Here is a 26,996-nt window from a genome sequence, read left to right on the forward strand (position 1 = left end):
TAATTCTTGAAAATGCTTGCAATCATTAAGGTGTGTGTTATACTGTTCACGTAAAGCTGTTACATTAGTGAACAGAAAATTTAAGGAGGTCCATCAAATGGAACAATGGAATGGATTTAAAGGAAAAACTTGGAAAGAAGAAGTAAACGTACGCGACTTCATCCAAGAAAACTACACACCTTATGACGGAACAGATGAATTCCTAGCAGATGCTACTGAAGCAACGACGAAGCTATGGGATCAAGTCATGGAACTGAACAAGCAAGAGCGTGAAGCTGGCGGCGTATTGGATATGGATACAAAAGTCGTTTCAACGATCACTTCTCATGGACCTGGCTACTTAGACAAAGACTTAGAAACAGTTGTTGGTTTCCAAACGGAAAAACCATTTAAACGCAGCTTGCAACCATTTGGCGGCATCCGCATGTCAGAACAAGCAGCAGAATCTTACGGCTATGAAATTGATGCGGAAGTCTCACATATTTTCCGTGACTACCGTAAAACACATAACCAAGGAGTTTTTGATGCTTATACACCTGAAATCAGAGCAGCGCGCCGTTCTGGTGTAATCACAGGTCTTCCTGATGCTTATGGCCGTGGCCGAATCATTGGTGACTACCGTCGTGTGGCATTATACGGTGTGGACTTCTTGATCAAAGAAAAACAACAAGACCTATTGTATTGCGGAAACGGAACGATGTCTGAAGACATTATCCGCCAACGTGAAGAATTGAGTGAACAAATTCGTGCTTTAAGCGAATTGAAAGAATTAGGAAACATTTACGGATTTGATATCTCTAAACCTGCTCAAACGGCGAAAGAAGCATTCCAATGGTTATATCTTGGTTACTTAGCAGCTATCAAAGAGCAAAATGGTGCAGCAATGTCATTGGGACGTACGTCAACTTTCCTTGATATTTATGTTGAACGCGATTTGAAAAATGGCGTGATCACTGAAGAAGAAGCACAAGAAATCGTTGACCATTTCGTCATGAAACTACGTCTTGTGAAATTTGCTCGGACGCCTGATTACAACGCACTGTTCTCTGGTGACCCAACTTGGGTAACTGAATCAATCGCTGGTATGGGTGAAGACGGACGTCACATGGTAACGAAAAACAGCTTCCGTTTCTTACACACTTTAGCAAACTTAGGTCCAGCGCCAGAACCAAACTTGACTGTTTTATGGTCAACACGTTTGCCTCATAACTTCAAAACATTCTGTGCGAAAATGTCGATCCAAACATCAGCGATTCAATATGAAAATGATGATGTGATGCGTGGACATTGGGGCGACGACTACGGAATCGCTTGTTGTGTATCCGCAATGCGCATCGGGAAACAAATGCAATTCTTTGGTGCTCGTGCCAACTTAGCGAAAACATTGTTGTATGCAATCAACGGTGGGGTCGATGAAAAATCAAAAGCACAAGTTGGACCAAAATTCCAACCAATTACTTCTGAATACTTGGATTACAACGAAGTAATGGAAAAATATGACACAATGATGGACTGGATTTGTGATCTGTATGTGAACACATTGAACATCATTCATTACATGCACGACAAATATTCTTATGAACGCATTGAAATGGCGCTACAAGATACAGACATTTTACGTACGATGGCTACTGGTATCGCTGGTTTCTCTGTTGCAGTTGACTCATTATCAGCGATCAAATATGCCAAAGTTCGTACGATCCGTGATGAAAACGGCATTGTTGAAGATTACGAAATCGAAGGCGATTATCCGAAATACGGAAACAATGATGACCGCGTAGATGATATCGCAGTCAACTTGTTGAAAGCCTTCATGAAAAAAGTAAAACGCACGAAAACATACCGTGATTCAAAACACACAACGTCGATCCTTACTATCACTTCTAACGTGGTTTATGGTAAGAAAACAGGGAACACTCCTGATGGACGTCGTGCAGGCGCACCATTTGCTCCAGGTGCAAACCCAATGCATGGTCGCGATACGCATGGTGCTTTGGCAAGTCTTTCATCAGTTGCGAAATTACCATATGATTACTCATTAGATGGTATTTCAAACACCTTCTCAATCGTACCTAAAGCATTAGGACGTGACGACGAAACACAACAAGAAAACCTAGCAACAATGCTAGATGGCTATGCAGCAAAAGGTGGTCACCACTTAAATATCAACGTATTTAACCGTGACACATTGCTTGATGCGCAAGCTCACCCAGAAAAATACCCACAATTAACGATTCGGGTATCTGGCTATGCAGTAAACTTCATTAAATTAACAAAAGAACAACAAGATGACGTGATTGCTCGTACAATGCACGAAGCAATGTAATAAGCAACAACTTCAGGCGGCGGACGGGAAAATCCGCCGCCTCTTGTTTTGAAAGTATCAGACGGAGCGTGGTCATCCGTCGTTTCGAAGAAAGGAAGAGCATTATGGCAGTAACAGGACAAGTACATTCAACAGAAAGTTTTGGATCAGTAGATGGACCAGGTATCCGTTTTATTGTATTCATGCAAGGATGCCGCATGCGTTGCCAGTTTTGTCATAATCCAGATACATGGAAGATTGGCACCGGTGTCGAACGAACGACTGATGATGTCTTAGAAGAGGCATTGAAATATCGCGAATTCTGGGGACAAAAAGGTGGGATCACCGTCAGTGGTGGGGAACCATTGCTTCAGATGGACTTTCTGATCGATCTGTTTCGTAAAGCCAAAGCAGAAGGTGTCAGCACGACATTAGATACTTGTGGAAAACCATTTACACGGGAAGAACCATTTTTTAGCAAGTTTCAAGAGCTGATGACCGTTACTGACTTGTTATTGTTTGATATCAAGCACATCGATAACAAAGCCCATAAAGAGCTAACTACTCAATCCAATGATAATATTTTGGATATGGCGAATTATCTTTCAGAGATCAATCAACCTGTCTGGATTCGTCACGTGCTGGTTCCTTTTAGAAGCGACTATGATGAATTTTTGATCCGTTTGGATGAGTTTATCAAAACACTGAAGAATGTCGACAAAGTAGAGATCTTGCCTTATCACACGATGGGGAAATACAAGTGGGATGAGCTTGGTTTGAAATATCCCCTTGAAGGGATCGAACCACCAACAGAAGATCGGGTGAAAAATGCCAAGCGTTTGCTTCATGTAGACGACTATAAAGGTTACTTAACCCGTTGATCAAAACAGGAAAGAAGAGATTGCTATTGCTTCTTTCCTGTTTTTTTACTATGATTAGAAAGTGAATATCAATTGAAATAGGAGCGATGAAGAAATGTCGAAAATATTAGTATTCGGTCATCAAAATCCTGATACCGACGCCATTGGTGCAGCAATTGCCTTTGCAAATTTACAAAATCAACTTGGAAAAGATTGTGAAGCAGTAGCGCTTGGTACACCGAATGAAGAGACACAATTTGCGTTAGATACCTTTGGCCTAACTGCCCCTCGGGTGATCGATTCAGTGGCAAAGGAAACCCAAGAAGTAATGTTAGTGGATCATAATGAATTTCAACAAAGTGCAGCGGATATTACGGATGTCACTGTATTGGCAGTAGTTGATCATCATCGTATCGCTAACTTTGAAACGGCAAATCCACTGTATTATCGTGCAGAGCCGGTCGGTTGTACAAGTACGATCGTGTTGAAATTATACAAAGAAAATCAAGTGGAAATTCCAAAAGCGATCGCAGGAATCATGCTCTCAGCGATCATCTCTGATACATTGTTGTTTAAATCACCAACATGTACCGACGAAGACGTAACAGCAGCCAAAGAACTAGCCGTTATAGCAGATGTAGAACTGGAAGTCTATGGATTAGATATGTTAAAAGCTGGTACGAATCTTGGAACGAAATCAGCAGCAGAATTGCTGGACCTAGATGCCAAAAGCTTCCCAATGGGCGGGAAAAACATCCGTATCGGGCAAGTCAATACGGTCGATTTAAAAGAAGTCTTTGACCGCCAAGCAGAGTTGGAAGCGGCTATGAAGGATTCAATGGCAGCAAATGGCTATGATCTGTTCTTGCTGGTTGCCACTGATATCTTAGATAGTAATTCTGAGCTGCTAGTCATTGGTGAACCAACTGCCCCAGTAGAAGCAGCCTTTAAAACGACATTAACCAACAATCGTGCGTTTTTACCTGGTGTCGTTTCTCGTAAAAAACAAATCGTACCTCAATTAACAGAGGTTTTTGAAGGATAATTAAGCTAACTGTCTGAATGCTGGTGAGATCTGTTTTGGTAGATCAAACCAGCATTTTTCATGATTGTTTGGATAAGGAGTACACGCAGTGAAATTTTTTTATAGTCCCCACTTTCGCTCATTGCAACCGATACTGGAATCTTCGAAATTCCATGAATTGGTAGAGGAGCTATTAAATAGCCAAGAGCCGCCGACACTACGAGCATTAAAAGCGAAGTTTACAGATGGTTCTTTTGATAAAATTCTTGACCGCTTGATCGCAGAAAAGTTGATCATCCGTCAAGAACGACGCTATTATTTAGGCTTCCCCATCTATACTGAACAGGATCAACAGCAGATACAAGTAAGTGATGATTTCTATCAAGCAGCGTGCCATTGGTCAACACAAGAAATCGCTGGTTTTATCAAAAGCTTTGCTGCGTCAAGTGTTGAAAATAAATACTTTTATGGTTGTCAGAAAGGGGTTGAACAAGGAGCGGTCTATGCATTGAGCCATGAACAATTTCAGTTGATCTCTTACTCAGAAACACAGTGGCCACCAACACTGCCTGCTTTTTTTGAAGCGAATGAACAGTTGCGCACCCTTGCGATCTTTGATGAATTAATGGATTTGATCGGTGATGTCGATCCAGTCTATTACTTAGACCAAGTGAGTGTGATCCTTGAACGCATTCGTAAAAACAAAAAAGTCCGTCCGAGTATTTTTCTGGAATCACTTCAACGGGTCGAGATCATAAGTCCTGAGCTACATTTGTTGCTGGAAGAAATAAATTGTGATAATCTAAAAAACGAGCGTTATCCGTCTTCTGAAAAGGATCTGTTCGTCCAACGCCTTGTGATCGCTCACTTGGCAAATAAATCAGGTTCATACAATACACTTTATTTCAATAATAATTAAAATTTCTAATAATTATGTTATTTGTTTTAAATTTTCTGACTATTAAAAAGCTGCTAGATTCGATTCTAGCAGCTTTTTTTCTTATTTCTTCAAATGATAATTTGATGAATAAAAATTAAAAAACAACAATCGTTTTGTTTGGAGTTTTGATTTCTTGATGATATGATGATTCTAGAACTTTGAAAGGGGATATAAAAATGGAAGGATATAAAACGGTTGATTTTGAACAGTTGGAACAAAACAAAACGAAAGCAGAAATGATCACGTTCGTATCAATGTCAGAAATAGAAACTGCTCGGCAAGCAATTACAAAAGCGGGGATCGATGAAACGCGTTTTTCTGATGGCGATCTCATTCTTGCTTTAAAACAAAAGGAACGGTTTGGGGCAAATACGATCGTTTCCGTGATCATTGATTGGCTCATCAATCAAAACTATCTGGTGAATCCAGCTCATGCCATGCGTTACTTAGCAAAGAAAATGGCAAATGGGCCAGTTACGAGTTACAAATTATTAAGTGAGGGTGAGTTTGATTGTGACGGGAACTATTACTTGATTGCTCGCACAAACACCTCCTCATCGGCAAATAAAGTCTATAAAGTTTACACGGATGGACAAGTAAAAGAGCTTTGGCAGGCAAAATAAGTACAGATGATTTCGGCTCTAGTGAATAAGGAAAACGGCTGTGTAAGCAGTAGTTAGCGGAAAAAGGATTTTCTTAGATTGAAGGTTGTGAAAGACGCGTGAAACTAAACATTCGAATCGGCTTAGCTGGCAGTCATCTTCTGATTGGTGCATTCAGCTTGCTCGGCGCTCTGCTGACGCTTTATAAAGTACCGACAAGTTTTGGTGCGATCCAAGCCTTGTTAGGTGAAATTTATTATACCGATACGGTATTTGACCGATTTACTCAGCTCTTCTTGTTGGGGATTATCAGTCTTTATACCGTGGTGACCAGTTTTTATGGGTTTCGATTTTGGTGTTTTTGCTCCGCCTCTTCTGCATTTGGGACACTGTTGGCATATTTTGAATTAACTGAAACACTTCCAGTGATGGTAGTTTTCATTCTTGTTTTAGCAAGTTTGTTTCAGTTATGGGTAGTCACATACTTCATTTTCCAAAAGCTAAAAAGTAGAGCTGAAACAGGTTGAACTGATACGTTCAAGCTGTTTTTTTCTGTCAAAGATTATTTGTTGGCAACTAGGGTTATTGCGTTACTAGCGCAGTGTTTTATGCTATGCTAGATAGAGAGATGTAGTTGATTTGAAACGATTTCTAAAAGATGAAAGAGCGTAACAAGGTCGTTGGCATTTCAGTCAGCGATCAAAATGAATTTGAGGAGGACTGATGAGAGAGTGGTTACCAAACAACAGGTACTGACTGCGGAAAAAGACTTTCTGAGTGGTGAAAATTTTTATGTACAGCATTTCTTAGGCGCCCATCAAGTAGATGATGGCTACGTGTTTCGCGTTTGGGCACCAAATGCTCAGCAAGTTTGGCTTGTTGGCGACTTCAACCAATGGACGGACACCTTGCCGATGAACAAAAGGGCAGAATCCGGTGTTTGGGAAATTGAGACCAATCAAGTAAAAGAAGGACAGCTTTACAAATACAAAGTAAAACAAGCAAATGGACGAGAAGTATTGAAGATCGATCCTTTTGCTGTCCATTTCGAAGCTCGACCAGGAACTGCTGTCGTGTTGCATTCGATCCCACAAAAAAAATGGCGGGATGGGTTATGGCAAGGACGGAAAAAAAGACAAAAAACATTTAATCGACCTCTTAATATTTATGAAGTTCATGCCAGCTCCTGGAAGCACCACGAAGATGGCACCCCTTATCGCTTCTCCGAATTAAAAGATGAACTTATTCCTTACGTGAAAAAAATGGGCTACACCCATATCGAATTTATGCCTTTGATGGAACATCCCTTAGGAACCTCCTGGGGCTATCAATTGACTGGTTACTTTGCACTTAGCTCCTATTATGGGACACCAGAAGAATTTCAAGACTTTGTAGAGGCTTGTCATTTGGAAAATATAGGTGTCTTCGTTGATTGGGTGCCAGGACATTTTTGTGTCAATGATGACAGTCTTGCCTATTATGATGGCACGCCGACCTTTGAATACATGGATGAAAACCGTGCGAAAAATGTTCGCTGGGGTGCGATCAACTTTGATCTAGGCAAACCGCAAGTCCAAAGCTTTCTGATCTCAAGTGCATTGTTCTGGATCGAATTTTACCACATTGATGGTATTCGGGTAGATGCCGTTTCCAACATGATCTATCGCGATTATGATGAAGGTCCATGGGAACCGAATCACGAAGGGGGCAATCGGAATTTTGAAGGGTACTATTTCTTACAAAAGCTCAATTCAGTCATCAAGTTAGCCCATCCTGCAGTTGTCATGATTGCAGAGGAAAGTACTTCCGAGACCAAAATAACAGGAATGGTCGAAGGAGGCGCTCTCGGGTTTGACTACAAATGGAATATGGGCTGGATGAATGATGTCCTGCGTTTTTACGAAATGGACCCGATTTTCCGTAAAGATCATCTAAGCCTTTTATCTTTTTCTTTCATGTATCGGATGCAAGAAAATTATATATTGCCACTCTCCCATGACGAAGTGGTTCATGGCAAAAAAAGTTTGATGCACAAAATGTGGGGAGACCGCTACAAACAGTTTTCACAACTACGAAATCTCTATACGTACATGATGATGCATCCAGGGAAAAAACTGTTATTCATGGGTAGTGAATGGGGACAGTTTTTAGAATGGAAATATGATCATGGTCTTGAATGGGTCGATTTAAACGACGCATTCAATGCAAAAATGCAGTTCTTCACCCAGACCTTGAATGAATTATACAAAGAAGAACGAGCCCTTTGGGAATTGGATGATCAAGAAGATTCATTGATGGTGATCGATGCAGACAACTTAGATGAAACGACATTGACTTTCTTACGACAAGGAAAAACGAAAAAAGATTTCTTGATCGTGGTTGTCAATCTGACACCAGTGGAGCGTCACGATTTTGCGATCGGCGTGCCATACGAAGGAACGTATCGCGAGATTTTAAACACGGAACGGGATGTATTTGGTGGAACTTGGGTGGCGAATAACCCAGACTGCCAGACCAGTAATACCCCTTTTAAGCAATACGACTATCAAATCAAAACAATTTTGCCTGCACTTGGGGCTTTAATCATCAAACCAGAAAAAATCAAAATGACTCGAAAAAAAGCAGTAAAGAAAGCACAAAAAAAAGAGTAGAGGGGGAACGGTGAGTAGATCACCAAACAAAATGAAAACAGAGATGTTAGCAATGATCCTCGCAGGGGGACAAGGGACTCGATTAGGGAAATTAACAAAGAATATTGCTAAACCAGCGGTTCCATTTGGTGGCAGATATCGGATCATCGATTTCACGTTGAGTAATTGTGTCAATTCAGGAATCAAAAATGTGGGTGTTGTCACTCAGTACCAGCCATTAGCACTAAACAACCATATCGGAAATGGTGCAAGCTGGGGATTGGATGGAATTAGTACCGGTGTGACGATCTTACAGCCATATTCAAATTCAGAAGGCGAAAAATGGTTTGAAGGAACCGCCCATGCGATCTATCAAAACATCGCTTATATCGATGAGATGGACCCGCAATATGTCTTGATTTTATCAGGGGACCATATCTACAAAATGGATTATGAAGAAATGCTGGAAAAACACAAAGAAAATGATGCTTCATTGACGGTTGCAGTTCTCGAAGTACCGATGAAAGATGCCTCGCGTTTCGGAATCATGAACACCGATAAAAATGACCGTATCATCGAATTTGATGAAAAACCAGCCGAACCAAAAAGCAATCTCGCTTCAATGGGGATCTATATTTTCGATTGGAGTCGTCTGCGCAGTATGCTGTTGAGTAACTATACAAAAGACGGCGAAATGGTCGATTTTGGGAAACATGTCATTCCTTCTTATCTCGAAAGCGGCGACAACGTTTTTGCCTATCGCTTCTCTGGCTATTGGAAAGACGTAGGAACGATCGATTCATTGTGGGAAGCCAATATGGAATTTATTGATCCAGCAATGGAGTTGAATATTCGGGATAAAAGTTGGCAAGTATTTTCTAAAAACCCAATCGCACCACCACATTTTGTGACTGAGACCGGGGCTGCGAGAAACTCTCTCGTGATGGATGGCTGTTATGTTGCAGGGGAAATCGAGCACAGTATTTTATCAGAAAATGTGCAGGTGAAAGAAGGATCGACGATCAAGGACAGCGTGATCATGCCTGGAGCGGTGATCGGTAGAAATGTTAAATTAAACCGAGTGATCGTTGGGGAAAATGCAGTGATTGGTGACGATGCAGAGATCGATGGAACAGACGAAATTGCCGTAGTCGGCTATTCTGAAATTTTAGGGGTGACGATTGATGAGAACTAATAAAATGTGTGCGATTTTAGGGAATCTGCAACGATACCAAGACTTGATGCCATTAACAGAAAACCGTCCGCTGTCGACTTTATTGTTTGACTGCAAATATCGATTGTTAGATTTTAATCTTTCAAGTATCGAAAATGCCAATATCAAACAAGTCTATATGATTTTCAATGAAGGAGAAACGCAGTCGGTCTTCGATCATATCGGTGGCGGAAAAGAGTGGAACTTGGACGGCGTACAAAACCGTTTCTTTATTCACCTGTTCCAAGACTCATTGAAAAAGCAAGCAGAAGGACAAGAGTATTATTATAATGTCATCGACTATTTGGAAAAATCCAAATCGGATCATACCGTATTTATGGGCAGCAAAGTCTTATGCAACATTGATTTGCGTGCCTTGCTGAAAATCCATCAGCTACAAGGCAATGAAATGACCGTCGTATACAAACGCATCAGCAGTGACAATGTTTGCGAAAGTGATCTGTTGTTCAATGTAGACAGTGAAGGTCACTTAGAAGAAGCGATCCAAGCGAAAAAAGGTGAGGTCAGTGACCTTGTCAACTTATGTACGGATATTTTTATCATTCAAACAGATCGTCTGATCGCTGCGCTAAAAGAGGGGCAAAAAGTTGGCGCAACGGCAGACCTCGGTCAATTTTTACGAGAAATGATCGCTGTTGAAAATACAGGTCTATATGAATACACTGGTTACTTAAGTAACATTTATGACATCTCTTCTTACTATCAAACAAATATGGATATGCTCGATGTGCATAAGTTTACGTCGTTGCTTTATTCGAATCAAAAGATCTATACCAAACTGAAAAACGAAGTGCCAACGTATTATTCAGAAACATCTGACGTGAAAAATAGCCACTTTGCTTCTGGCTGCATCGTGGAAGGAACGGTCGAACAGTCACTCGTTGCCCGCCGCACGAAGATCCATCCTGAAGCAAAAGTCAAAGGAGCGATCATCTTCGGAAATAATGAGATCAAAGCAGGTGCCGAAGTCTCTTATGCGATCCTAGATAAAAATGTGACCATCGCAGAAGGTGTCAAAGTGCAAGGAACCAAAGAAACGCCAATCGTCATTAAGAAAAATTCTCATGTGACCCAAGACGTTATTGGAGGGGCAAGCGCATGAAGGTTCTGTTTACAGCAGCGGAATGCGCCCCATTTTTTAAAACAGGCGGATTAGGGGATGTTGCAGGGGCATTACCAAAAGAATTGGTCAAAAAAGGCGTCGAGACGATTGTGGTCTTACCCTATTTCACGAAAATGCCTGCTGAATACCAGGAGCAAATGGAAGATTGTTTTTCCTTTGAAGTGGCGGTCGGTTGGCGCAAGCAATATTGTGGGATCAAAAAATTAGTTCTAGGCTCTGTGACCTATTATTTCATAGACAATCTCTACTATTTTGGCCGCGAACGGCTCTATGATTTTTATGATGATGGGGAACGCTTTGCTTTCTTCCAATTAGCCGTGATCGAAATGATGGAACGCATTGAATTTATTCCAGACATCGTGCATGTCAATGATTACCATACGGCGATGATTCCCTTCTTGATCAAAGAAAAATATCATTGGATTCAAGCGTATCAAAACATACGCACCGTTTTGACGATCCATAACATTGGGTTTCAAGGGTGGTATAGTCGCGATATTTTACCAGATCTTTTTGGGATGGGGACTGAGAGATACGATGATGGCACACTACGTTTAAACGATTGCTTGAACTTTATGAAAGCGGGAATCTTGTATGCGGACCGCATCACGACGGTCAGTCCTTCCTATAGTGAAGAAATCAAAACCTCTGAGTTTGGCTGTGGGCTTGAAGTGATTTTACGTATGGAAAGCGGCAAACTCAGCGGCATTTTAAACGGAATTGATTACGAAATGAACGATCCAGAAACCGATCCTCATTTGGACTATCCTTTCAGTGTCGAAGATTTATCAGGAAAAGCTAAAAACAAGCGAGCGCTACAAGAACAATTTGGTTTGCCTACCCGTAAAGATGTCCCATTGATTTCTGTTGTTAGCCGTTTGACCACTCAAAAAGGGTTCCATTTGGTCCTTGAAGAAATGGAAAATCTCTTGCAATTTGATGTTCAGTTCATCTTACTAGGGACTGGCGAACATGATTTTGAAGAAGGCTTTCGCTATTTTGCTCAGAGATATCCTGACAAATGTGCTGCCGCGATTTCTTTTGATATTGCATTGGCGCAAAAGTTATACGCAGCAGCGGATCTTTTCTTGATGCCTTCCGCCTTCGAACCATGCGGACTGTCACAGATGATCGCGATGCGTTATGGTACATTACCGGTCGTTCACGAAATCGGTGGCTTGAAAGATACGGTAGATTCCTATAATCCGATCACGAAACAAGGTACCGGCTTTGGCTTTCAAGAGTTTTCACCATTTTACTTGATGAATGCCTTGAAGCAAGGGGTCGAATTGTATCAATCTGATCAGGCAACGTGGAACGTATTGGTCAAGCAAGCAATGGCAAAAGATTTCAGCTGGAATCAAAGTTCCGATCTTTATATCCAGTTGTATAATACTATCAAAGTTTGATTGTTTTAAGACAGAAGAATCCTTGTCTGCAACAGAACTGCTAGTTGTATGACTAGCAATTTTGGCGGCAAGGATTCTTCTTTTTTATAAATTGAATGCAAAAAGGAGTGTAACCCTATGACAAAAGAACGATTGCGTGAACTGCTAGAAATCAGTGTTCATGAACTCTTTGCGATTGAAGTGGATGAAGCTTCACCGCAGGAATTGTTTCAAGCACTAGCCAATGTGGTGAAGCAAATGTATTCAGAAGACTGGCGTCAAACCAGAAAAAATCTCTTGCTGGAGGATCAAAAACAAGCGTACTATTTTTCAATCGAATTTTTGCCTGGCAAAATGCTAAAAAGCAATTTGTTGAATATGCAGCTGTTGGAGCAAGCGGAAGCCGTTTTTGAAGAGTTAGGCGTTTCCCTTGATGAGGTTGCGGATACAGAAAAAGACATGGCTTTAGGAAACGGGGGCCTGGGTCGTTTGGCCTCTTGTTTTATGGACTCGCTGGCTTCATTAAGCTTGCCGGGAAATGGGAATGGGATTCGCTATCGCTATGGATTATTTAAACAAAAATTTATTGACGGCCATCAAGTAGAATTACCAGATGATTGGTTACGCTCTGGGAATGTCTGGGAAGTCCGCAAAGAAAGCAAAGCGGTGCCTATTCGATTTGGTGGGCAGGTCTATCTCGTTACGGGAGAGGATGGAAAACTAGCGCCAGTCTATGAAGGCGGCTTTACCTGGCGGGCAGTTCCGTATGACACCGCGATGGTTGGTTATCAGAATCAACACATCAACACACTGCGCTTGTGGAGTGTCGAAGTGCCTGCTGAAGATGAGGCGCATTATGCGACATTGGAATCACGGCAAGCCTTAGAAAATTTGACTGCTGTTTTATATCCAGATGACTCAAACGAGATCGGCAAACGCACACGATTGATGCAAGAATACTTTTTTGTTTCTGCAGGCATTCAAAGTATCATTCGCTATTATAAAAAATCGAATCTGCCTTTAGCGATGCTCAGTGAACGAGTAGCAATCCATATCAACGACACGCACCCAGCGCTTTGTGTCCCAGAACTGATGCGTATTTTAGTTGATGAAGAAGGCCTTGCTTGGGAACAAGCGTGGGCGATCACCGTGAAAGTCATGAGTTATACGAACCATACGATCATGGCGGAAGCCTTAGAAAAATGGCCAGTTCGCATGATTGAAGAAGTGTTGCCGAGAATGGATCAGATCATCAAAGAAATTGATCGGCGCTTTGTCGAAGGAATGCAAGGGGTCCATCCGCAAGCCTTACTGGATCGGACGCGAATCATTATTGATGATCAAGTCCATATGGCACATCTAGCCATCATCGGCAGCCATAGTGTCAATGGGGTAGCCAAGCTCCATTCTGATTTACTAAAATCAGTGGTACTCCATGACTTCTATCTCATTTATCCTGCCCGTTTCAACAATAAAACCAACGGCATCGCACAACGGCGTTGGCTTCAGCTAGCCAATCAACCATTAGCCAAAGTGCTGGATCAGTCGATCGGTACGAGTTGGCGCAATGACCCCTTGGATCTGCAGCTGCTCAAAAATTATTATGATGACGAAACCGTTCTGCAACAAATTGCCGACGCAAAAATGAGTAACAAGCGTGCACTGGCAAAGTACATTCAAAAAGCAACGGGCATTACAGTAGATCCAACGGCAATTTTTGATGTGCAGATCAAACGCCTGCATGCGTACAAACGACAACTGCTGAATCTAATGCATATCTTGAAGCTCTACTTTGAGGTCAAAGACGATCCGACTGCAGCGTTTCATCCAAGAGTCTTTATTTTTGGTGCCAAAGCAGCACCAAGCTATCACTACGCAAAATCGATCATTAAAGTCATCAATGAAGTGGCGAATCTGATCAATCATGATGAAACCATCAATGATAAAATCAAGGTTTTATTTTTAGAAAATTACAACGTTTCATTAGCAGAAAAAATCATTCCAGCAGCGGATGTCAGTGAACAAATCTCATTGGCCTCTAAAGAAGCGTCAGGGACAAGCAATATGAAGTTGATGCTAAATGGGGCAGTAACGATCGCGACTTTAGATGGTGCCAATATTGAGATTCGAGATGCGATCGGTGATGAAAACATTGCGATCTTTGGGTTGACGGAAGAAGAAGTGTATCAGTATTACGCCCAGCATAATTATTCTGCTTACACCTACTATGAGTCAGATCCAGTCTTACAACGGGTGGTCAATGCCTTTATTGATGGGACGATCCCGAATATTCAAGTTGAAGGTCGGGAAATCTTTGATTCCCTTTTGAAATACAATGATGAATACTTTTTATTAAAGGATTTTCATGCCTATTGTGACGCGCAGCATCGGGTAGATAGTGCCTATCAGGATACGCAACGTTGGCGTAAAGTCAGCCTAATGAATATTGCGAATGCAGGCAAATTTTCGGCAGATGAAACGGTGCGAAATTATGCTGCAGATATTTGGCAGATCGATCCATTATTTGCCCATGTCAAAGAACCAAATGCAGCAAGCTTGACTGAGACGGTGCCTCCAGCCGAATTTAGCTGAAGTGTCCTCATCTGAAATGGTGTAGTCTTTCGTGAAATTCTCCTTAATTTATGGTATGATGAAAAAAATGCATGTAAGAGGATGAGTACAGTGGCAAATTATTTAGATGTGAAACGAAAACACTTCCGTTTTCCTGCTTATGATGATACAGATGGTGTGAAGCTGCAATCCGAGCATCGCCCCGCATTCAGTAAAGCAGATGATTGGATTTTAACCGAAATCAAAGATCCCGTGAGTCATTCTCACAAGGATGAAAATCAATCTTTGCAGCGCAAAGTGCAGTCCAGCCAACGGGATCGGGGGCACAATGTTCGTCAAAAAGAAGAGCTTGCCAATCACCGTGCCAACTTGCCTCAGTACGGAAAACGTCCAGTGAAAGAGCAGATGCCAACAGGAAAAACCAACTTTTTTGGCAAAGAGGCGAACCATTCTTCTTATCAAGTGACCAGTAAGAAGGAAAAAGCTGAGGTTCCTGTTTCTTCGAAAAAAGAATATTCGGGGCGCTCTTATTTCGTGCCTAAATATATTCCTGCATCGATTATTCCAGATGAGCAAAAACCTGAAATTACGCCGAACGATTTGATGGATGCAATGGCAAAAAAACAAGAAAGTTATTTGTTGTTTGATACTGAACCAGCAGCTTATCAAGTCAAAGAAGAAAATGATCCGACCGTCAAAAAATTCAATCGCCACCCCTCTGTTGGGATGACACGCAGTGAGTTTCGAGCCAGCAATAAAAAAAATGGTGAGAAAAAACGTTCCGTTTTAGATCGATCATTAAAAGGAATGATTGAAGACGATCAACAAGAAGAATCTTCAAATGGCTATTTTCGTTCTAAATAGCAGTGACAGTTACTCTTAATAGAAGTGGTCCTTTGAGCATAACGATGAATGATTTCAGCTAGATGGCTAACATCTAGCTGTTTTTTTTGTGTGCCGAAACTATCGATTTCACAAAGTGATTAGTTGAAATACATTTTTCACCGCCTGAGGAATATTCTGATTTTACTAAGCAATAGCGTGGGCTATAGAATAAAGTGAAACGATCAAAACCATCGTTATTTATAATGTTTGTTATTTTAATTGGCGATTTTTTTTGTCATTTAAAATCGATGGCAAGTCAAACGGTGGCAGGACAGTGGTTTTCTGATCAGCTGCAATTGAAAAAGGGAAGCAAGCGTCCTGATGGCTAAAGCTGCTCTTTGGGAAGGCCTGATCCTTGATCGATTTCAAGGGAAAGATACGCTGAAAGGTGGGGCATCAACAAATGAACAAGAAAAAGAGAAAGGTATATTTCACCATCATTATTGGCTTACTTGGAGGACTCTACTTTTTTTCAACCATGAGTGTGTTTTCTTCAAACGTTTTCTTTGCTGCGCAGCTGGAGGAAAAAACGGTTGCGAGTGAATCATTCGATCTGATACGAGAGCAAGAGGCTGAGGAAAGAGTTGCCATTTATTTTGATGAATCAACGAAATCCGGGACTGTAGGAGACCTGTTACTGGTTGCGTTTCATACGGACCGTCCCATTAGTGAAATAGCGATCCGATTGCCGAAAGCTGCGGTTATTGCTGAAGAGGAGTTGCCAAAGGGAGTCAAGATCACGCCACTCACTGAAGAGAACGGTTGGAAACTAATGACCGATACTCCTAGAAGTGATTTTTTGGTTCCATTGATAGTTGATGCAGCAGGATCGTTTCCATTTGAAGTAGCAGATTCAATGATAATGCTTGAAATAAAAGAAGCACGGGAGACAAACCCTACGGACACACAAGAGGATGAGCAAACTGATTCGAGTGACTCCACTGATCAATTGGATCAATTGGATCATTTGGATCAAGAGGATCGAGAAGATCAAGTAGCAGAAGAGAAGGAAATAGAAAGCCAGCTTCCTGAGGCATCAGCATCTGATCCTGGCAATCTTTATCTTTTAGGCGACGACGTAAAAAAAAGAGGAGTTGCCAATTGGGTCGAATTTATGGCTGCAATGGTCGATCCGACGGTCAATTATATTTATTTGACAGCCAGTTTTCAAACGAACGATAATCCTCGTTTAGGCATTACGGGAATTGACGGCTGGAGCAGCAGCGTCAATCCTAATGGCGGATTAGCCTATGTTTATATCAATGCCAGGGAAGTCTCAAGAACGTTAATCATCGATGGCCTCGACAAATATCAGATGGATCTTAGAGCCGTAGCGATCTGTTTTCGCGATTCCAGTGTCAATCCAGACTCCCCGTGGGACATTACTTTGCAAAATTTGAAACTCTACCATGGAAACTTTTGGGGGGCAATTGAATACCATGATTTGAATATGTCAAATCAGCAGCGTTCAATCATTCGGTACCACAATCTCAACCATACGGGCAATCAGTTGTTTTACGGGTTGCACTCTCGAGCCAGCTTTTCTGGACATTCGGTTTCACACCAAACGCCTAGATATACCTCAGACTTCAATGCTTCTTGGACGATTCACACAAATACTCAGGCGAATTTTGAAATCAACCAAATAGAGCTTCGTGAGGGAGCAAACGTCGAAATGTCGACGATCAGCTCAGGAAATCTTGATTTTTATAATACAAATGCGCGTCTCGTATTAGGGGATAATGCCCGACTATCATTAAATGCCAACGGTTCAGCTGGTGAAGCAGGCGGTGCTAATATTCGCTTTGTCGCTGGCAATGGACGCATTGAGTTAGGAAAAGGCGCGGAATTGGCACTAAATACACAAAACAACAGCCCAGCAGTCATCACATCAGGCACGCCCCATGATATTCGCTTAATGGAAAAAAGTCGCTTGTCGGTTGCTGCTGCAAACCGAACGTTGTACAGTCATATTTTCTGGTTAAGTGCCAATACGCATGTCACCTTAGAAGACAGCAGCACCTTAGAGGTTGAAGCAACAAATCAAAATACAACCGCAAATATCTTCCACTTCTCTGGCACGACTGGCAATCTCAACGTAGGCAAAGATGCTACCTTAGATATTCGTTCGGACAGCCCACAGGCTGTCCAACGGCTACTTTTCTTTACCAGTGCCAACAATCCCGCAAGATTGACGATCGACGATGCCAAGCGTGTCAATTTGCAAAGAACCCGCGCCATAACGACCACCACAAATGGTCTAATTGAAGGGGGAGGAATCACTGCAAAGAATCAGGCGATTCGCCAGTGGCGGCATGGAAATACAGGAGAGACAGTTGATTTTCAGTGGCAACCGATTCTGTCCATGACTGCGGCGATTTCAGGAACCAATACCAATGTGACCAATGTATCTTCGCTAAATGAGGAAACAAGTCGAGGGTTTGCCGCGCAGTTTGCTTCTCGTTCGCAACGGTTATTGTTTGAGAACATACCAGACGTCACGGTGACCATCGATCCTTTGACAGAAGATAGAACCTTACCTAATGCCTATACGATTTCGGGAACCGCCAATCCTGGTAGCTACCTTCGATTCCAAAGAGAGGGACTGATGCCAGAACCGACGCTTGAAACGACAGTCGATAATGCTGGCAATAGCACGTATTTTCACAGCCAAGCGGATGAAAACGGGCATTATTTACTTGATCTATCTGATTTAGAACCTTTCCAGTATTTTACTCAAGGTGAGGTGGTCACCGCTCAGGCATTTCTTGATGGCAAATGGGCAGAAGCATCAACCACTGTGGAACCCATTGGTGACGTAGACCCAAAAGATCCCCTTGATCCTGATCAACCGATTCTACCTGAAAATCCACCCTTGATACCAGAAAATCGCGGGTTTATCAGTATAGACTTTGTTTCACAATTCGATTTTGGTACAGTACCGATTCGCTCGTCGACAAGCCGCTATCCGGCGCGTCCGCAACGAATTTCTTTAGTGGATGATCATGAATCAACCGAACGACCAAACTACATTCAGGTTTCCGATCGTCGATTTCTTCAAAAGGGCTGGACCTTGAGTGCCCGATTATCAGAGGAAGGGTTCGTTAGCACGGATGCGTTTAAGCACCACTTAAAAGGAGCGAGTGTGCATTTGACGAATATTGAAATGGTTACCTCTAGAGAAAATCCCTCTGAAGCACCAGACTACTTTGATGCAATCGAGCTGGGACCGCAGAACCAAGTGATTGCACGTGCCAATGAAAAGCAAGGGGCGGGAACTTGGATTCAACGCTATGGAAACGAGGATACCATGCAAAAAAGTGTCGAGCTGGAAATCCCTATTGGCGCGAGGCCGCAAGCAACAAGTTATCAAGGAACCATCCATTGGGAGCTGAGTTTCGTACCTGGTGCTGACGAATAACCCCTTGGAAAACAAGTAAGTATGTTCTGCAATCGTGAATATGATCGAACACTGTAAAAGTTGATCAGACAAAAAGAAGTCCATTTGCCATTGGACTTCTTTTTTGTCTGAAACAAACGAGTAGTGGTTTACACTACTTTTCCCACTTTGGTAGATACGCTTTTCAATCAATAGAAGTGAGTGAAACCACAGGTAGTGTATCGATGAGCAAAATCATAACATGGTAGCCATCAACAAAATCACCTAAGCACTGTGTCTTCTCCAGCATAAATTTTATTTAGCTATTTTAGTAATTAAATCCTGCTCAAATATTTTAATTTTCGCTTGCCTTTTGATATGCTAAGAACAAGGGGGAATCAAAGATGGAAGTTGATCTACAAATGCTGGCGATGATTTTCTTTATCAATCTCGCCTATGTCACATTGAACACACTGCGATTTTTATTGACAATGAAAGGGTATCGCGTGATTGCCCCATTAGTGAGTATGATCGAAATCACGATCTATATTTTAGGCTTATCTATGGTATTGGATCGTTTGGATAACCCGCTGAATCTCTTGTTCTATGCACTAGGCTATGCTGCAGGAGTCAGTATCGGGATCAAAATCGAAGATAAGCTGGCTCTGGGCTATACAATGGTCACAGTGATCCTACCTAGTAATACGGATGAAGAAAAGAGTTTGCCGAAGATTTTGCGACAAGAGGGTTATGGTGTGACACAAAGCTTTGGTGAAGGATTGGAAGGCCCGCGACTGATTTTAGAGATTCTTTCCCAAAGAAAAAGTGAGAAAAAGCTCTATCAAACGATCAAAGCGGTGGAAGAGCGAGCGTTTATCATCAGCTATGAACCCAAGTATATTTCGGGCGGTTTTTGGACCAAAAAAATCAGCCGTAGAGAGGCGAAGTTGAAAAAGCAAGCACCTGTTGATTGAGGAACTAGAGGCAGCTTGATCCATTCGTGAAGAATAGTTGCATAATAAGCAGGGAGTTTATTGATGAGAGGAAGCGTTAGGTGTGGAAAAGAAAGCAAATGGCATGATGGCGGTCATCGCTGCACTGATCTCAAACATTTTGGTAGCGATCAGTAAGTTTGTCGGTTATGCCTTGAGCGGTAGTGCGGCCATGCTGAATGAAAGCATTCATAGTGTCGTAGATTGCAGCAATCAGATCTTTTTATTGATCGGTGATAAACGGGCAACAAAGGGACAAAGTGAACTGCATCAGTTTGGTGAAGGTCGGGCGAAATATTTTTTCAGCACGATCGTTGCGATGATGCTCTTCTTTGGTGGGGGCGCACTAGGCGTGATGGAAGCAGTGGAAAAGCTGCTGCATCCCGCCCATGAAGTCGGCAATACCTGGTTAGTGATCGCTATCTTGATTTTCGGGATGATCGTTGAAGGAAGTTCGTTGTGGATCGCAATCAAGGAGATCCGCGAGCTAAACGTCGAACGTCAACCAATCTATCGTTTTTTGAAAGAAAGTCGGCATAGTGAGATTTTGATCATTTTCACAGAAGACTTTTGTGCGGTGATCGGTCTGATGATCGCACTGATCGGAACGGTTTTAACAATGATTACCGGGAACGCATTTTTTGATGCCTTCAGCGGCTTATTGATTGGTCTTTTATTGATGGTAGCAGCGATCTTCTTAGCCCGCGAATTTTACAGTCTACTGATTGGGGAAAGTGTTACCAAACGTGATTTAGCGGTGATCAAACAAGCGTTTGAACGTCCCGATGTTGATCGCTTGATCGATGTGAAAACAGTCCATTTAGGGCCAGCAGAAATTTTGATTGCAGCGAAAGTCGATATTGCCGCAAAACAAGAAGAGGTCGGCTATGAGATCATTAATGAGATCGAAGCCGAGATCCGACATCAAATGGCAGATAAAAAAGTCTATATTTATATTGAAACGGATGAGTACGATCCTCACTACATGGAGAAGCGGCGCAAACTTGTGCGACCTTCCCACTGATTTAGCTAGAATAAAGCTGTTTTTTTTGATACAATAGACAAGGATTATCACATAGTGAAGGAGATTTCAAAATTATGATCAATGCAAGTGACTTAAGAGCTGGAATGACGTTTGTTCAAGACGGCAAACTTATCAAAGTATTGGATGCCAGCCACCACAAACCAGGTAAAGGAAATACGGTTATGCGTATGAAATTACGTGACGTTCGGACTGGTTCGACTTACGATACAACCTTCCGTCCAGAAGAAAAATTTGAAAAAGCGCATATCGATACGAAAGCTGTACAATACCTATATACAATGGACGATACCGCATTCTTTATGGATCTGGAAACCTATGAACAATATGAAATTCCAGTTGAAGTGGTTGAAGAAGAAATGAAGTTCATTCTAGAAAACATGGAAGTAAAAATCCAATTCTTCGGCAGCGAAGTGATTGGCGTGCAATTACCTTCAAGCGTAATCTTGAAAGTTGTTGAAACACAGCCATCGATCAAAGGGGCAACTGTGACTGGTTCTGGTAAGCCAGCAACGATGGAAACGGGCTTAGTTGTCAATGTTCCTGACTTTGTTGAAGAAGGCGAAATGCTAGAAATCAATACAGCTGAAGGTACCTATTTAAAACGTGCAAAATAGCAAAAAACCGCGACTTGTTCGCGGTTTTTTCTTTGCTCTTGTTGTGTTCAGAAGTGGCTCATTGTCCCATTGCCGATGTTTTTTGTAAAGGATAGATACTATAAGGTTTACTGATAAAGTAGGCGACGGAGCAGACGATCACAAAGAAGGGTAGATTTTGAAAGCCAAAGACTTCTCCACCAATAAAGATCGGTGCAAATAAGGTGCTAGTGGCGCTGCCAAAAACACTGGCATAGCCTAGTGCTGCTACCAGTTCGATAGGCAGTCCGAACAGTGGCGCCAACACGACCCCCAAAGAAGAGCCAATCGCAAACAAAGGGGTGACTTCTCCACCCAAAAAACCAATGCTGATGGTCAATACGGTCAACACCAACTTAAGCAGCCAATCATAAGAATAGATCGGTTGATTCGTGAAACTCGCGCTGATCAAATTTGTTCCTAAGCCTGAATAACGCCCTTGATACAACAAAACAAAAAGTAAGACTAACGCCAATGCGCCAATCCCAATACGCCACAGTGGATTCGGGAAGCGCCGCTTCATGATGCGTTTCATCGTTTCTAAACAGCCCGCAAAGCTACCGCCAACCATACCAAAAATCAACCCAATCACAAGTAATTTCAGAAAAACAGGTATCGTCAAATCGACGGATTGAGGCAACATAAGACTAAATTTTTCTAAGCCTAACCATTGAGAAGTCGTACTAGCAGTGAAAGCAGCCAGCAAAGTTGGTAAGAGTGCATGATGACTGAATTTACCGATGACAAGTACCTCCAGTGCGAAGAACGTCGCAGCGATGGGGGTTTCAAATAAACCAGCAAATCCCGCAGCCATCCCAATCATGATCAGGGTGCTGGCGTACTTTTCTAGTCGCAGCCATTTTCCTAAGCGATTGGCGATGGTGGAACCTAACTGAACCGCAACCCCTTCTCTGCCAGCGCTTCCTCCAAATAAATGCGTCAGCCAGGTTCCCACCATTACAAAAGGAATCAAGCGCAGCGGAATATCTTTTTCTTCTTCCTGCCCGACTAAAAACACTAAGTTCATTCCTTGAGGACTCCGATCGCCATACTTTTGGAAAAGGTAAGTAAAGCAAATACCGATAATTGGTAAGAAGAGAATCAATGGCAAAAAATGACTTTCTCGGAAGGCACTTAAGAATAGCAAAATTTTGCCAAAGAAAGTGTCAACGGCTCCAGCAAGCACCCCAATCACCAGACTGAGCAAACCTAATGCAGTCAGTTCAAAATACGTTGTTTTTTGTTTCTTCATTTCTATCACGATCCTTTAAAAAATATAGGAATAATGCTCTTGCAACTATGACGAACGAGTGAAAATAAAAAATGACTACTACACACTAAAAAAAGTGGTAGAAGTCATTAGCAAAATTGCGGTTTCAGTAAGAACTGAGGGAGACATTCATTCCCTATTAGCATCAATATTATCTGATAAAACCCTCGTTTTGTCAATGGATGCTGGTCGCGAAAAGCAATTCCTCTAACACTTATCTTTTCTACATAGTTATGGTAAAATTAATCTCATAAGAACTTATATGTGAATTGAGCATCGGAAGAGTCACTGGCAAGAAAAGGGATGAAAGGACGATCCTTCTACTGTTTGACCAAGGGGAAAACAGTGGGTAGTGAGGAATCGAAGAGGAAAAATGTATGATTGCATTTATGACGATCGAAAAATGGCTGCAAAGTGAGCGTTTTTATTACGTGATCCTACCAATTCTCATGGTGGTTGGTCTAATTGCGTTATTAGGGTTCCTGATGGTTTTGCTTTATCGAGAAAACCGCAACCCAAAAGTGACACTATTGCTTGGCGGCATAGTCGTTGCGTGTCTGCTAGGCTTTTTTATTGGAGATCAAGTGTATGGTGAATTCAAAACGTATAATGCGCTGGTCACACCGAATATCCGAGACCGCGAAAAAATGTTTTTAGGCTATAAATATTACGAATCTGATACTACAGCAGTTTATCAGCGCATCCAAAGCAATGAAGCGATTGAAACTTTAGGGATCTATCAAGCAGTACCAGTGGAACGGGAGATTGAATTTCTTGGATCTGCTCATAACTCCGTATATTTTAAAATGGGCGCCCAGGTTTACTATGCTCGCTATCAACCGACATTTGTGGAAGAGGAAACAACCGCTAAACTGCAGGGGGTTCAATACCATTTGACTGATCCTTCCTTTGAAACGATCGGCTTCTATTCCGAAACCAACAACTATTTGACGGCAATTACGATTCCAAAGACTCAAGAAACCCTCGAATATCAATCCGTCGATTCTGTGATTCCGCAAGAATTTGGGAAAAGTCAAACCCAATGGGCGTTACCGAATAGGAATGAATAACGATAAAAGAAAACTACCTAAGTCACGAAAGAAAGTTCTCTCAAGAGGGAATCTTCCGTGCGCAGGTAGTTTTTTTGTATATTTAGTCAGATAACATTGCTTTTCCTATGACTGATTAGGTAGTCCTCTTTCTTTTTGCGAGACAATTTTTTGAAGGCGGCTTCTGCTTGAGTGGCTTCACTGCGAGTGGAAAAGCTTTCTGCATGAATCATTTGCAAAGGTCTGCGACTAGCAGGACGGGTATATTTTGCCCCGATCCCTTTGTTGTGCTCTAATAAGCGGCGACTCAAATCTGTGGTATAGCCACCGTAGAAGGACTGATCGTTGCAACGCAAGACATAAAAATAATGATTCTCAGCAGCCATAGAGCATCGCCTTCACTTCTGGACTATAGGCACCTGTTTCATCATAGGTAATGAGAGGGGAATCAATTTTAAAGCCATCCGCCTTGCCGTCCTTGATTCCTTCAATCAATAAAATATTGGCCTCTTTGCCTACTTTCGGATAGACGAAGCGGACGCGTTTTGGGGCGATTCGATGGGTGCGCATATGGTCCAAAATATCGAGAAAGCGATCCGGGCGATGAACCATCGCAAACCGTCCATTCATTTTTAACGCTTTACTGGCGGTTTGGATCACTTCATCTAAAGTTGTGGTGATTTCGTGACGGGCGATCGCTAAATAGGGATTCGGATTTTTGATCGCCGTCGGTACATTTTTAAAATAAGGCGGATTGCAGACCAAAAGATCAACGGAATCAGGTTTGATTTTTTGAAAGAGGTTCTTCAAGTCCATAGGATAGACCGTCAGCTGGTCTTGCAAGTCGTTTAATTCGATACTGCGCTGCGCCATATCCGCTAAGCGTTCCTGCAATTCGATTTGATAAATATGAGCGGTCGTTTTTTTGCTGATAAATAAACCGACTGCGCCATTCCCTGCACAAAGGTCAACGATTACACCTCTTTTTGGCACTCTAGCGTAATTTGCTAATAAGACAGCATCTAATGAAAAAGAAAAAACTTCGGAACTTTGAATGATCTTGATGTCATCGGCATACAATTGGTCGATGCGTTCGTTCGGTTGCAACATGAAGCATACTCCTGTTCTAAATTCATTTCAATGTATTATACTACGATTAAGAATAATGGGAAACGCTAAAAAATGCTTGTCATTTAAACCGTTTTTTTGCATACTTGAATAGGAGAGAAATAGAAAGGAAAATGAGTATGTTTTTTCGCTTTATGCGCGGTGTGGTTCGCGTAGTATTATTTTTGATCAACGGCAATGCTCGTTATCAAAACAAAGAGGTTTTACCTAAAAATGAAAACTACATTTTAGTGGCTCCTCACCGAACCTGGTGGGATCCATTGTACCTAGCAGTGGCTGCTCGACCAAAGAAATTTAGTTTTATGGCGAAAGAAGAGCTGTTCAAAAACCCGATTTTACGGTTCATTTTGATCCATGCCAATGCTTTTCCAGTTAAACGAGACAAACCGGGACCGAGCGCGGTAAAGACGCCAGTCAAAATTTTGAAGGAAACGGATCTTAGCTTGATCATGTTTCCAAGTGGTACGAGACACGCAACGGCTTTAAAAGGCGGCATGGCGTTGATCGCAAAAATGGCTAAGGTCAAGATCGTTCCCTCTGTTTATCAAGGACCGCTGACGTTAAAAGATCTTTTTAAACGCAAGCGAGTAACCGTCCGCTTTGGGGAGCCCATTGACATCAGTGACATCAAAAAGATGGACAAAGAGGGCTTGGCGGAAGTCGAACGGCGCATCCAGGGTGCATTTGACACACTGGATCAAGCGATTGATCCGTCATTTGTTTATCAAATCGATGAGTCCAAAAGAGAAGATTAATACCTAAGAAAAGCCGCTGATCCTTTTGTGATCAGCGGCTTTTTTCTAAAGAGTTAATCCAATAATTCGAAAGCAAATTTGGTCCACGGTTTTAAATATTCCAACAAAGGCAGCTCGTCACTTGAAATGGCGCCGACTTTGTTTTTCCGTGTGTCTTGGTGAGGGGTCAAAACGATCTGCAATTCGTTTTTGTATTGGCCAAAGGTATCATTGCCGATAACGATGTCCCCATAGGCAAAAGGTTCTTGGTTTGTATGAGGGAGGTTTTCGATGGGACGGTACTTCACCCGTGATTGTGTGGAACGAGCGACTAACGCATTACTGTCACCACGCCGAAAATGATTGGTTTCGGCTAATATTCTTCGTTCGATTTCGCTGGCGTCTGCGTCTACGAGAACGCCAAAGGTCAGCTTGTAACGATCGATCGCCGCCAGAGCTTTCAGCTCTGCATCCGACGCATAAGCATTGCCGATAATCACGGTATCGATCAACCCAGAAGCAAAAAGCAGCTTCCCTTGCAGCGCCAATGGTAAATCGCGACAAGATTCTAAGGTCGGTAAGCCATCATTGACTTCCCAAGGGCCAATTTTGGCTGATTGACTAGTGATGAAGGCGGCTGTTTTCAACCCGTATTTTTTAAAACGTTGGCTGCAGCTGCGGAAAAAAGCATCCGTTAAGCCTGTGCCTCGTTGGGGGTAAAAATTGTGGCAGCCATATAAAAAAGGTTCATTTGCTTGATAAGAAAGGATATTTTCTAAATAGTTCACATCATTACTCATATTCAATTCAATCGCCAAGCCGAATGGATTGAAGGTCAGTTGGGCTTCTTTACTGCCATCAAACCCTTGATCCAAGCGGATACCGTCCGCACCTAATTCTGCAAAGAAGCTTAGATCATCATAAGAGATCGCCAGATCACTAAAAACAGCTGGTGAAATATCTAATATCGTTTCAAAGCCAAGGTTCTTGGCAAAGCCGATAATCGAAGAGAATTTTTTTCTGACGGTCTCTTTGCCTTCACTGACTTCTAGCATACTCATAAATAAGCGCGAGTAACCAAGGGCAGCAGCTTTTTTTAAATAGTCTTGATCCAGTAAAGGATCGCTATGGTCGGGGTAAATCGAAAGGCCAATTTCTCGTTTCAATGGTTTTCCTTCTTTCTAAAAAAATCGTACGAAGTACCT

At 42.1% G+C, this 26,996-nt stretch carries 22 protein-coding genes and 1 riboswitch; of the genes, 18 read left to right on the forward strand and 4 right to left on the reverse strand.

The genetic code is table 11. From position 1 onward, the window contains the following. Positions 1–97 precede the first annotated feature (97 nt). The 16 genes from pflB to efp all read left to right on the forward strand — a co-directional run bounded on the left by pflB (position 98) and on the right by efp (position 21,592). A complete protein-coding gene (gene pflB, locus P0G38_RS06365; RefSeq protein WP_010749399.1) occupies positions 98–2,326 on the forward strand; it encodes a formate C-acetyltransferase in 2,229 nt (742 codons plus the stop codon). Between the two features lie 104 nt (positions 2,327–2,430). Continuing rightward, complete coding sequence (gene pflA, locus P0G38_RS06370) at positions 2,431–3,186, forward strand: pyruvate formate-lyase-activating protein (RefSeq protein ID WP_010749400.1); 756 nt, start codon at positions 2,431–2,433, stop codon at positions 3,184–3,186. Positions 3,187–3,280: 94 nt separating this feature from the next. Next, complete coding sequence (locus P0G38_RS06375; RefSeq protein WP_275854590.1) at positions 3,281–4,210, forward strand: manganese-dependent inorganic pyrophosphatase; 930 nt, start codon at positions 3,281–3,283, stop codon at positions 4,208–4,210. A gap of 88 nt (positions 4,211–4,298) precedes the next feature. Continuing rightward, positions 4,299–5,108 (forward strand): DUF1803 domain-containing protein, encoded by an 810-nt coding sequence (locus P0G38_RS06380; protein WP_275854593.1) that lies wholly within the window; start codon positions 4,299–4,301, stop codon positions 5,106–5,108. Positions 5,109–5,305: 197 nt separating this feature from the next. Continuing rightward, a complete protein-coding gene (locus P0G38_RS06385; RefSeq protein WP_194193704.1) occupies positions 5,306–5,752 on the forward strand; it encodes a hypothetical protein in 447 nt (148 codons plus the stop codon). A gap of 98 nt (positions 5,753–5,850) precedes the next feature. Further along, positions 5,851–6,258: a hypothetical protein gene (locus tag P0G38_RS06390; protein WP_005229650.1), complete on the forward strand. Its 408-nt coding sequence runs from the start codon at positions 5,851–5,853 to the stop codon at positions 6,256–6,258. 177 nt (positions 6,259–6,435) lie between these two features. Beyond that, positions 6,436–8,382, forward strand: a complete 1,947-nt coding sequence (gene glgB / locus P0G38_RS06395) for a 1,4-alpha-glucan branching protein GlgB (protein WP_275855224.1) — start codon at positions 6,436–6,438, stop codon at positions 8,380–8,382. A 31-nt stretch (positions 8,383–8,413) separates the two neighbouring features. Beyond that, positions 8,414–9,556 (forward strand): glucose-1-phosphate adenylyltransferase, encoded by a 1,143-nt coding sequence (locus tag P0G38_RS06400; protein ID WP_016610807.1) that lies wholly within the window; start codon positions 8,414–8,416, stop codon positions 9,554–9,556. After that, positions 9,546–10,697: a glucose-1-phosphate adenylyltransferase subunit GlgD gene (gene glgD / locus P0G38_RS06405; protein ID WP_016610808.1), complete on the forward strand. Its 1,152-nt coding sequence runs from the start codon at positions 9,546–9,548 to the stop codon at positions 10,695–10,697. Before P0G38_RS06400 ends, glgD begins: the two co-directional genes overlap by 11 nt. Then, on the forward strand, positions 10,694–12,127 hold the full coding sequence (gene glgA / locus P0G38_RS06410; RefSeq protein WP_010749405.1) for a glycogen synthase GlgA: 1,434 nt from the start codon (positions 10,694–10,696) through the stop codon (positions 12,125–12,127). Before glgD ends, glgA begins: the two co-directional genes overlap by 4 nt. 117 nt (positions 12,128–12,244) lie before the next feature. Beyond that, entirely contained in the window at positions 12,245–14,698 is a 2,454-nt protein-coding gene (locus P0G38_RS06415) for a glycogen/starch/alpha-glucan phosphorylase (protein ID WP_275854599.1), read from the forward strand. Between the two features lie 81 nt (positions 14,699–14,779). Beyond that, a complete protein-coding gene (locus tag P0G38_RS06420; RefSeq protein ID WP_142968261.1) occupies positions 14,780–15,541 on the forward strand; it encodes a hypothetical protein in 762 nt (253 codons plus the stop codon). Positions 15,542–15,965: 424 nt separating this feature from the next. Beyond that, positions 15,966–18,983 (forward strand): WxL domain-containing protein, encoded by a 3,018-nt coding sequence (locus tag P0G38_RS06425; RefSeq protein WP_275854603.1) that lies wholly within the window; start codon positions 15,966–15,968, stop codon positions 18,981–18,983. A 362-nt stretch (positions 18,984–19,345) separates the two neighbouring features. Continuing rightward, positions 19,346–19,915, forward strand: coding sequence for a DUF2179 domain-containing protein (locus tag P0G38_RS06430; protein ID WP_005229664.1), 570 nt, complete (start codon positions 19,346–19,348; stop codon positions 19,913–19,915). A 103-nt stretch (positions 19,916–20,018) separates the two neighbouring features. After that, positions 20,019–20,957: a cation diffusion facilitator family transporter gene (locus P0G38_RS06435; RefSeq protein WP_005229666.1), complete on the forward strand. Its 939-nt coding sequence runs from the start codon at positions 20,019–20,021 to the stop codon at positions 20,955–20,957. Positions 20,958–21,031: 74 nt separating this feature from the next. After that, positions 21,032–21,592: an elongation factor P gene (gene efp / locus P0G38_RS06440; protein WP_005229668.1), complete on the forward strand. Its 561-nt coding sequence runs from the start codon at positions 21,032–21,034 to the stop codon at positions 21,590–21,592. A gap of 58 nt (positions 21,593–21,650) precedes the next feature. On the opposite strand, the gene P0G38_RS06445 is transcribed toward efp, so the two are convergent. Continuing rightward, a complete protein-coding gene (locus P0G38_RS06445) occupies positions 21,651–22,862 on the reverse strand; it encodes a chloride channel protein (protein WP_142968259.1) in 1,212 nt (403 codons plus the stop codon). A gap of 91 nt (positions 22,863–22,953) precedes the next feature. Beyond that, positions 22,954–23,026, reverse strand: a riboswitch (Fluoride riboswitch). Positions 23,027–23,257: 231 nt separating this feature from the next. Here P0G38_RS06445 and P0G38_RS06450 point away from each other — a divergent pair. Beyond that, entirely contained in the window at positions 23,258–23,950 is a 693-nt protein-coding gene (locus tag P0G38_RS06450) for a hypothetical protein (protein ID WP_142968258.1), read from the forward strand. Between the two features lie 86 nt (positions 23,951–24,036). Here the strand turns inward: P0G38_RS06450 and P0G38_RS06455 are convergent, their stop codons facing one another. Both P0G38_RS06455 and P0G38_RS06460 read right to left on the reverse strand, forming a co-directional pair. Continuing rightward, a complete protein-coding gene (locus tag P0G38_RS06455; protein ID WP_060792234.1) occupies positions 24,037–24,315 on the reverse strand; it encodes a GIY-YIG nuclease family protein in 279 nt (92 codons plus the stop codon). Then, a complete protein-coding gene (locus P0G38_RS06460) occupies positions 24,305–25,039 on the reverse strand; it encodes a tRNA1(Val) (adenine(37)-N6)-methyltransferase (protein WP_142968257.1) in 735 nt (244 codons plus the stop codon). The genes P0G38_RS06455 and P0G38_RS06460 overlap by 11 nt, the downstream gene beginning before the upstream one ends. Positions 25,040–25,176: 137 nt before the next feature. Here P0G38_RS06460 and P0G38_RS06465 point away from each other — a divergent pair, with 137 nt between their 5' ends. Next, positions 25,177–25,812, forward strand: a complete 636-nt coding sequence (locus P0G38_RS06465) for a lysophospholipid acyltransferase family protein (RefSeq protein ID WP_005229679.1) — start codon at positions 25,177–25,179, stop codon at positions 25,810–25,812. Between the two features lie 53 nt (positions 25,813–25,865). Here the strand turns inward: P0G38_RS06465 and P0G38_RS06470 are convergent, their stop codons facing one another. Next, positions 25,866–26,957, reverse strand: coding sequence for a DUF871 domain-containing protein (locus P0G38_RS06470; RefSeq protein WP_275854611.1), 1,092 nt, complete (start codon positions 26,955–26,957; stop codon positions 25,866–25,868). Positions 26,958–26,996 lie beyond the last annotated feature (39 nt).

This window comes from Enterococcus casseliflavus (genome assembly GCF_029215545.1).
GTDB classification, from domain to species: Bacteria; Bacillota; Bacilli; order Lactobacillales; family Enterococcaceae; genus Enterococcus_D; species Enterococcus_D casseliflavus.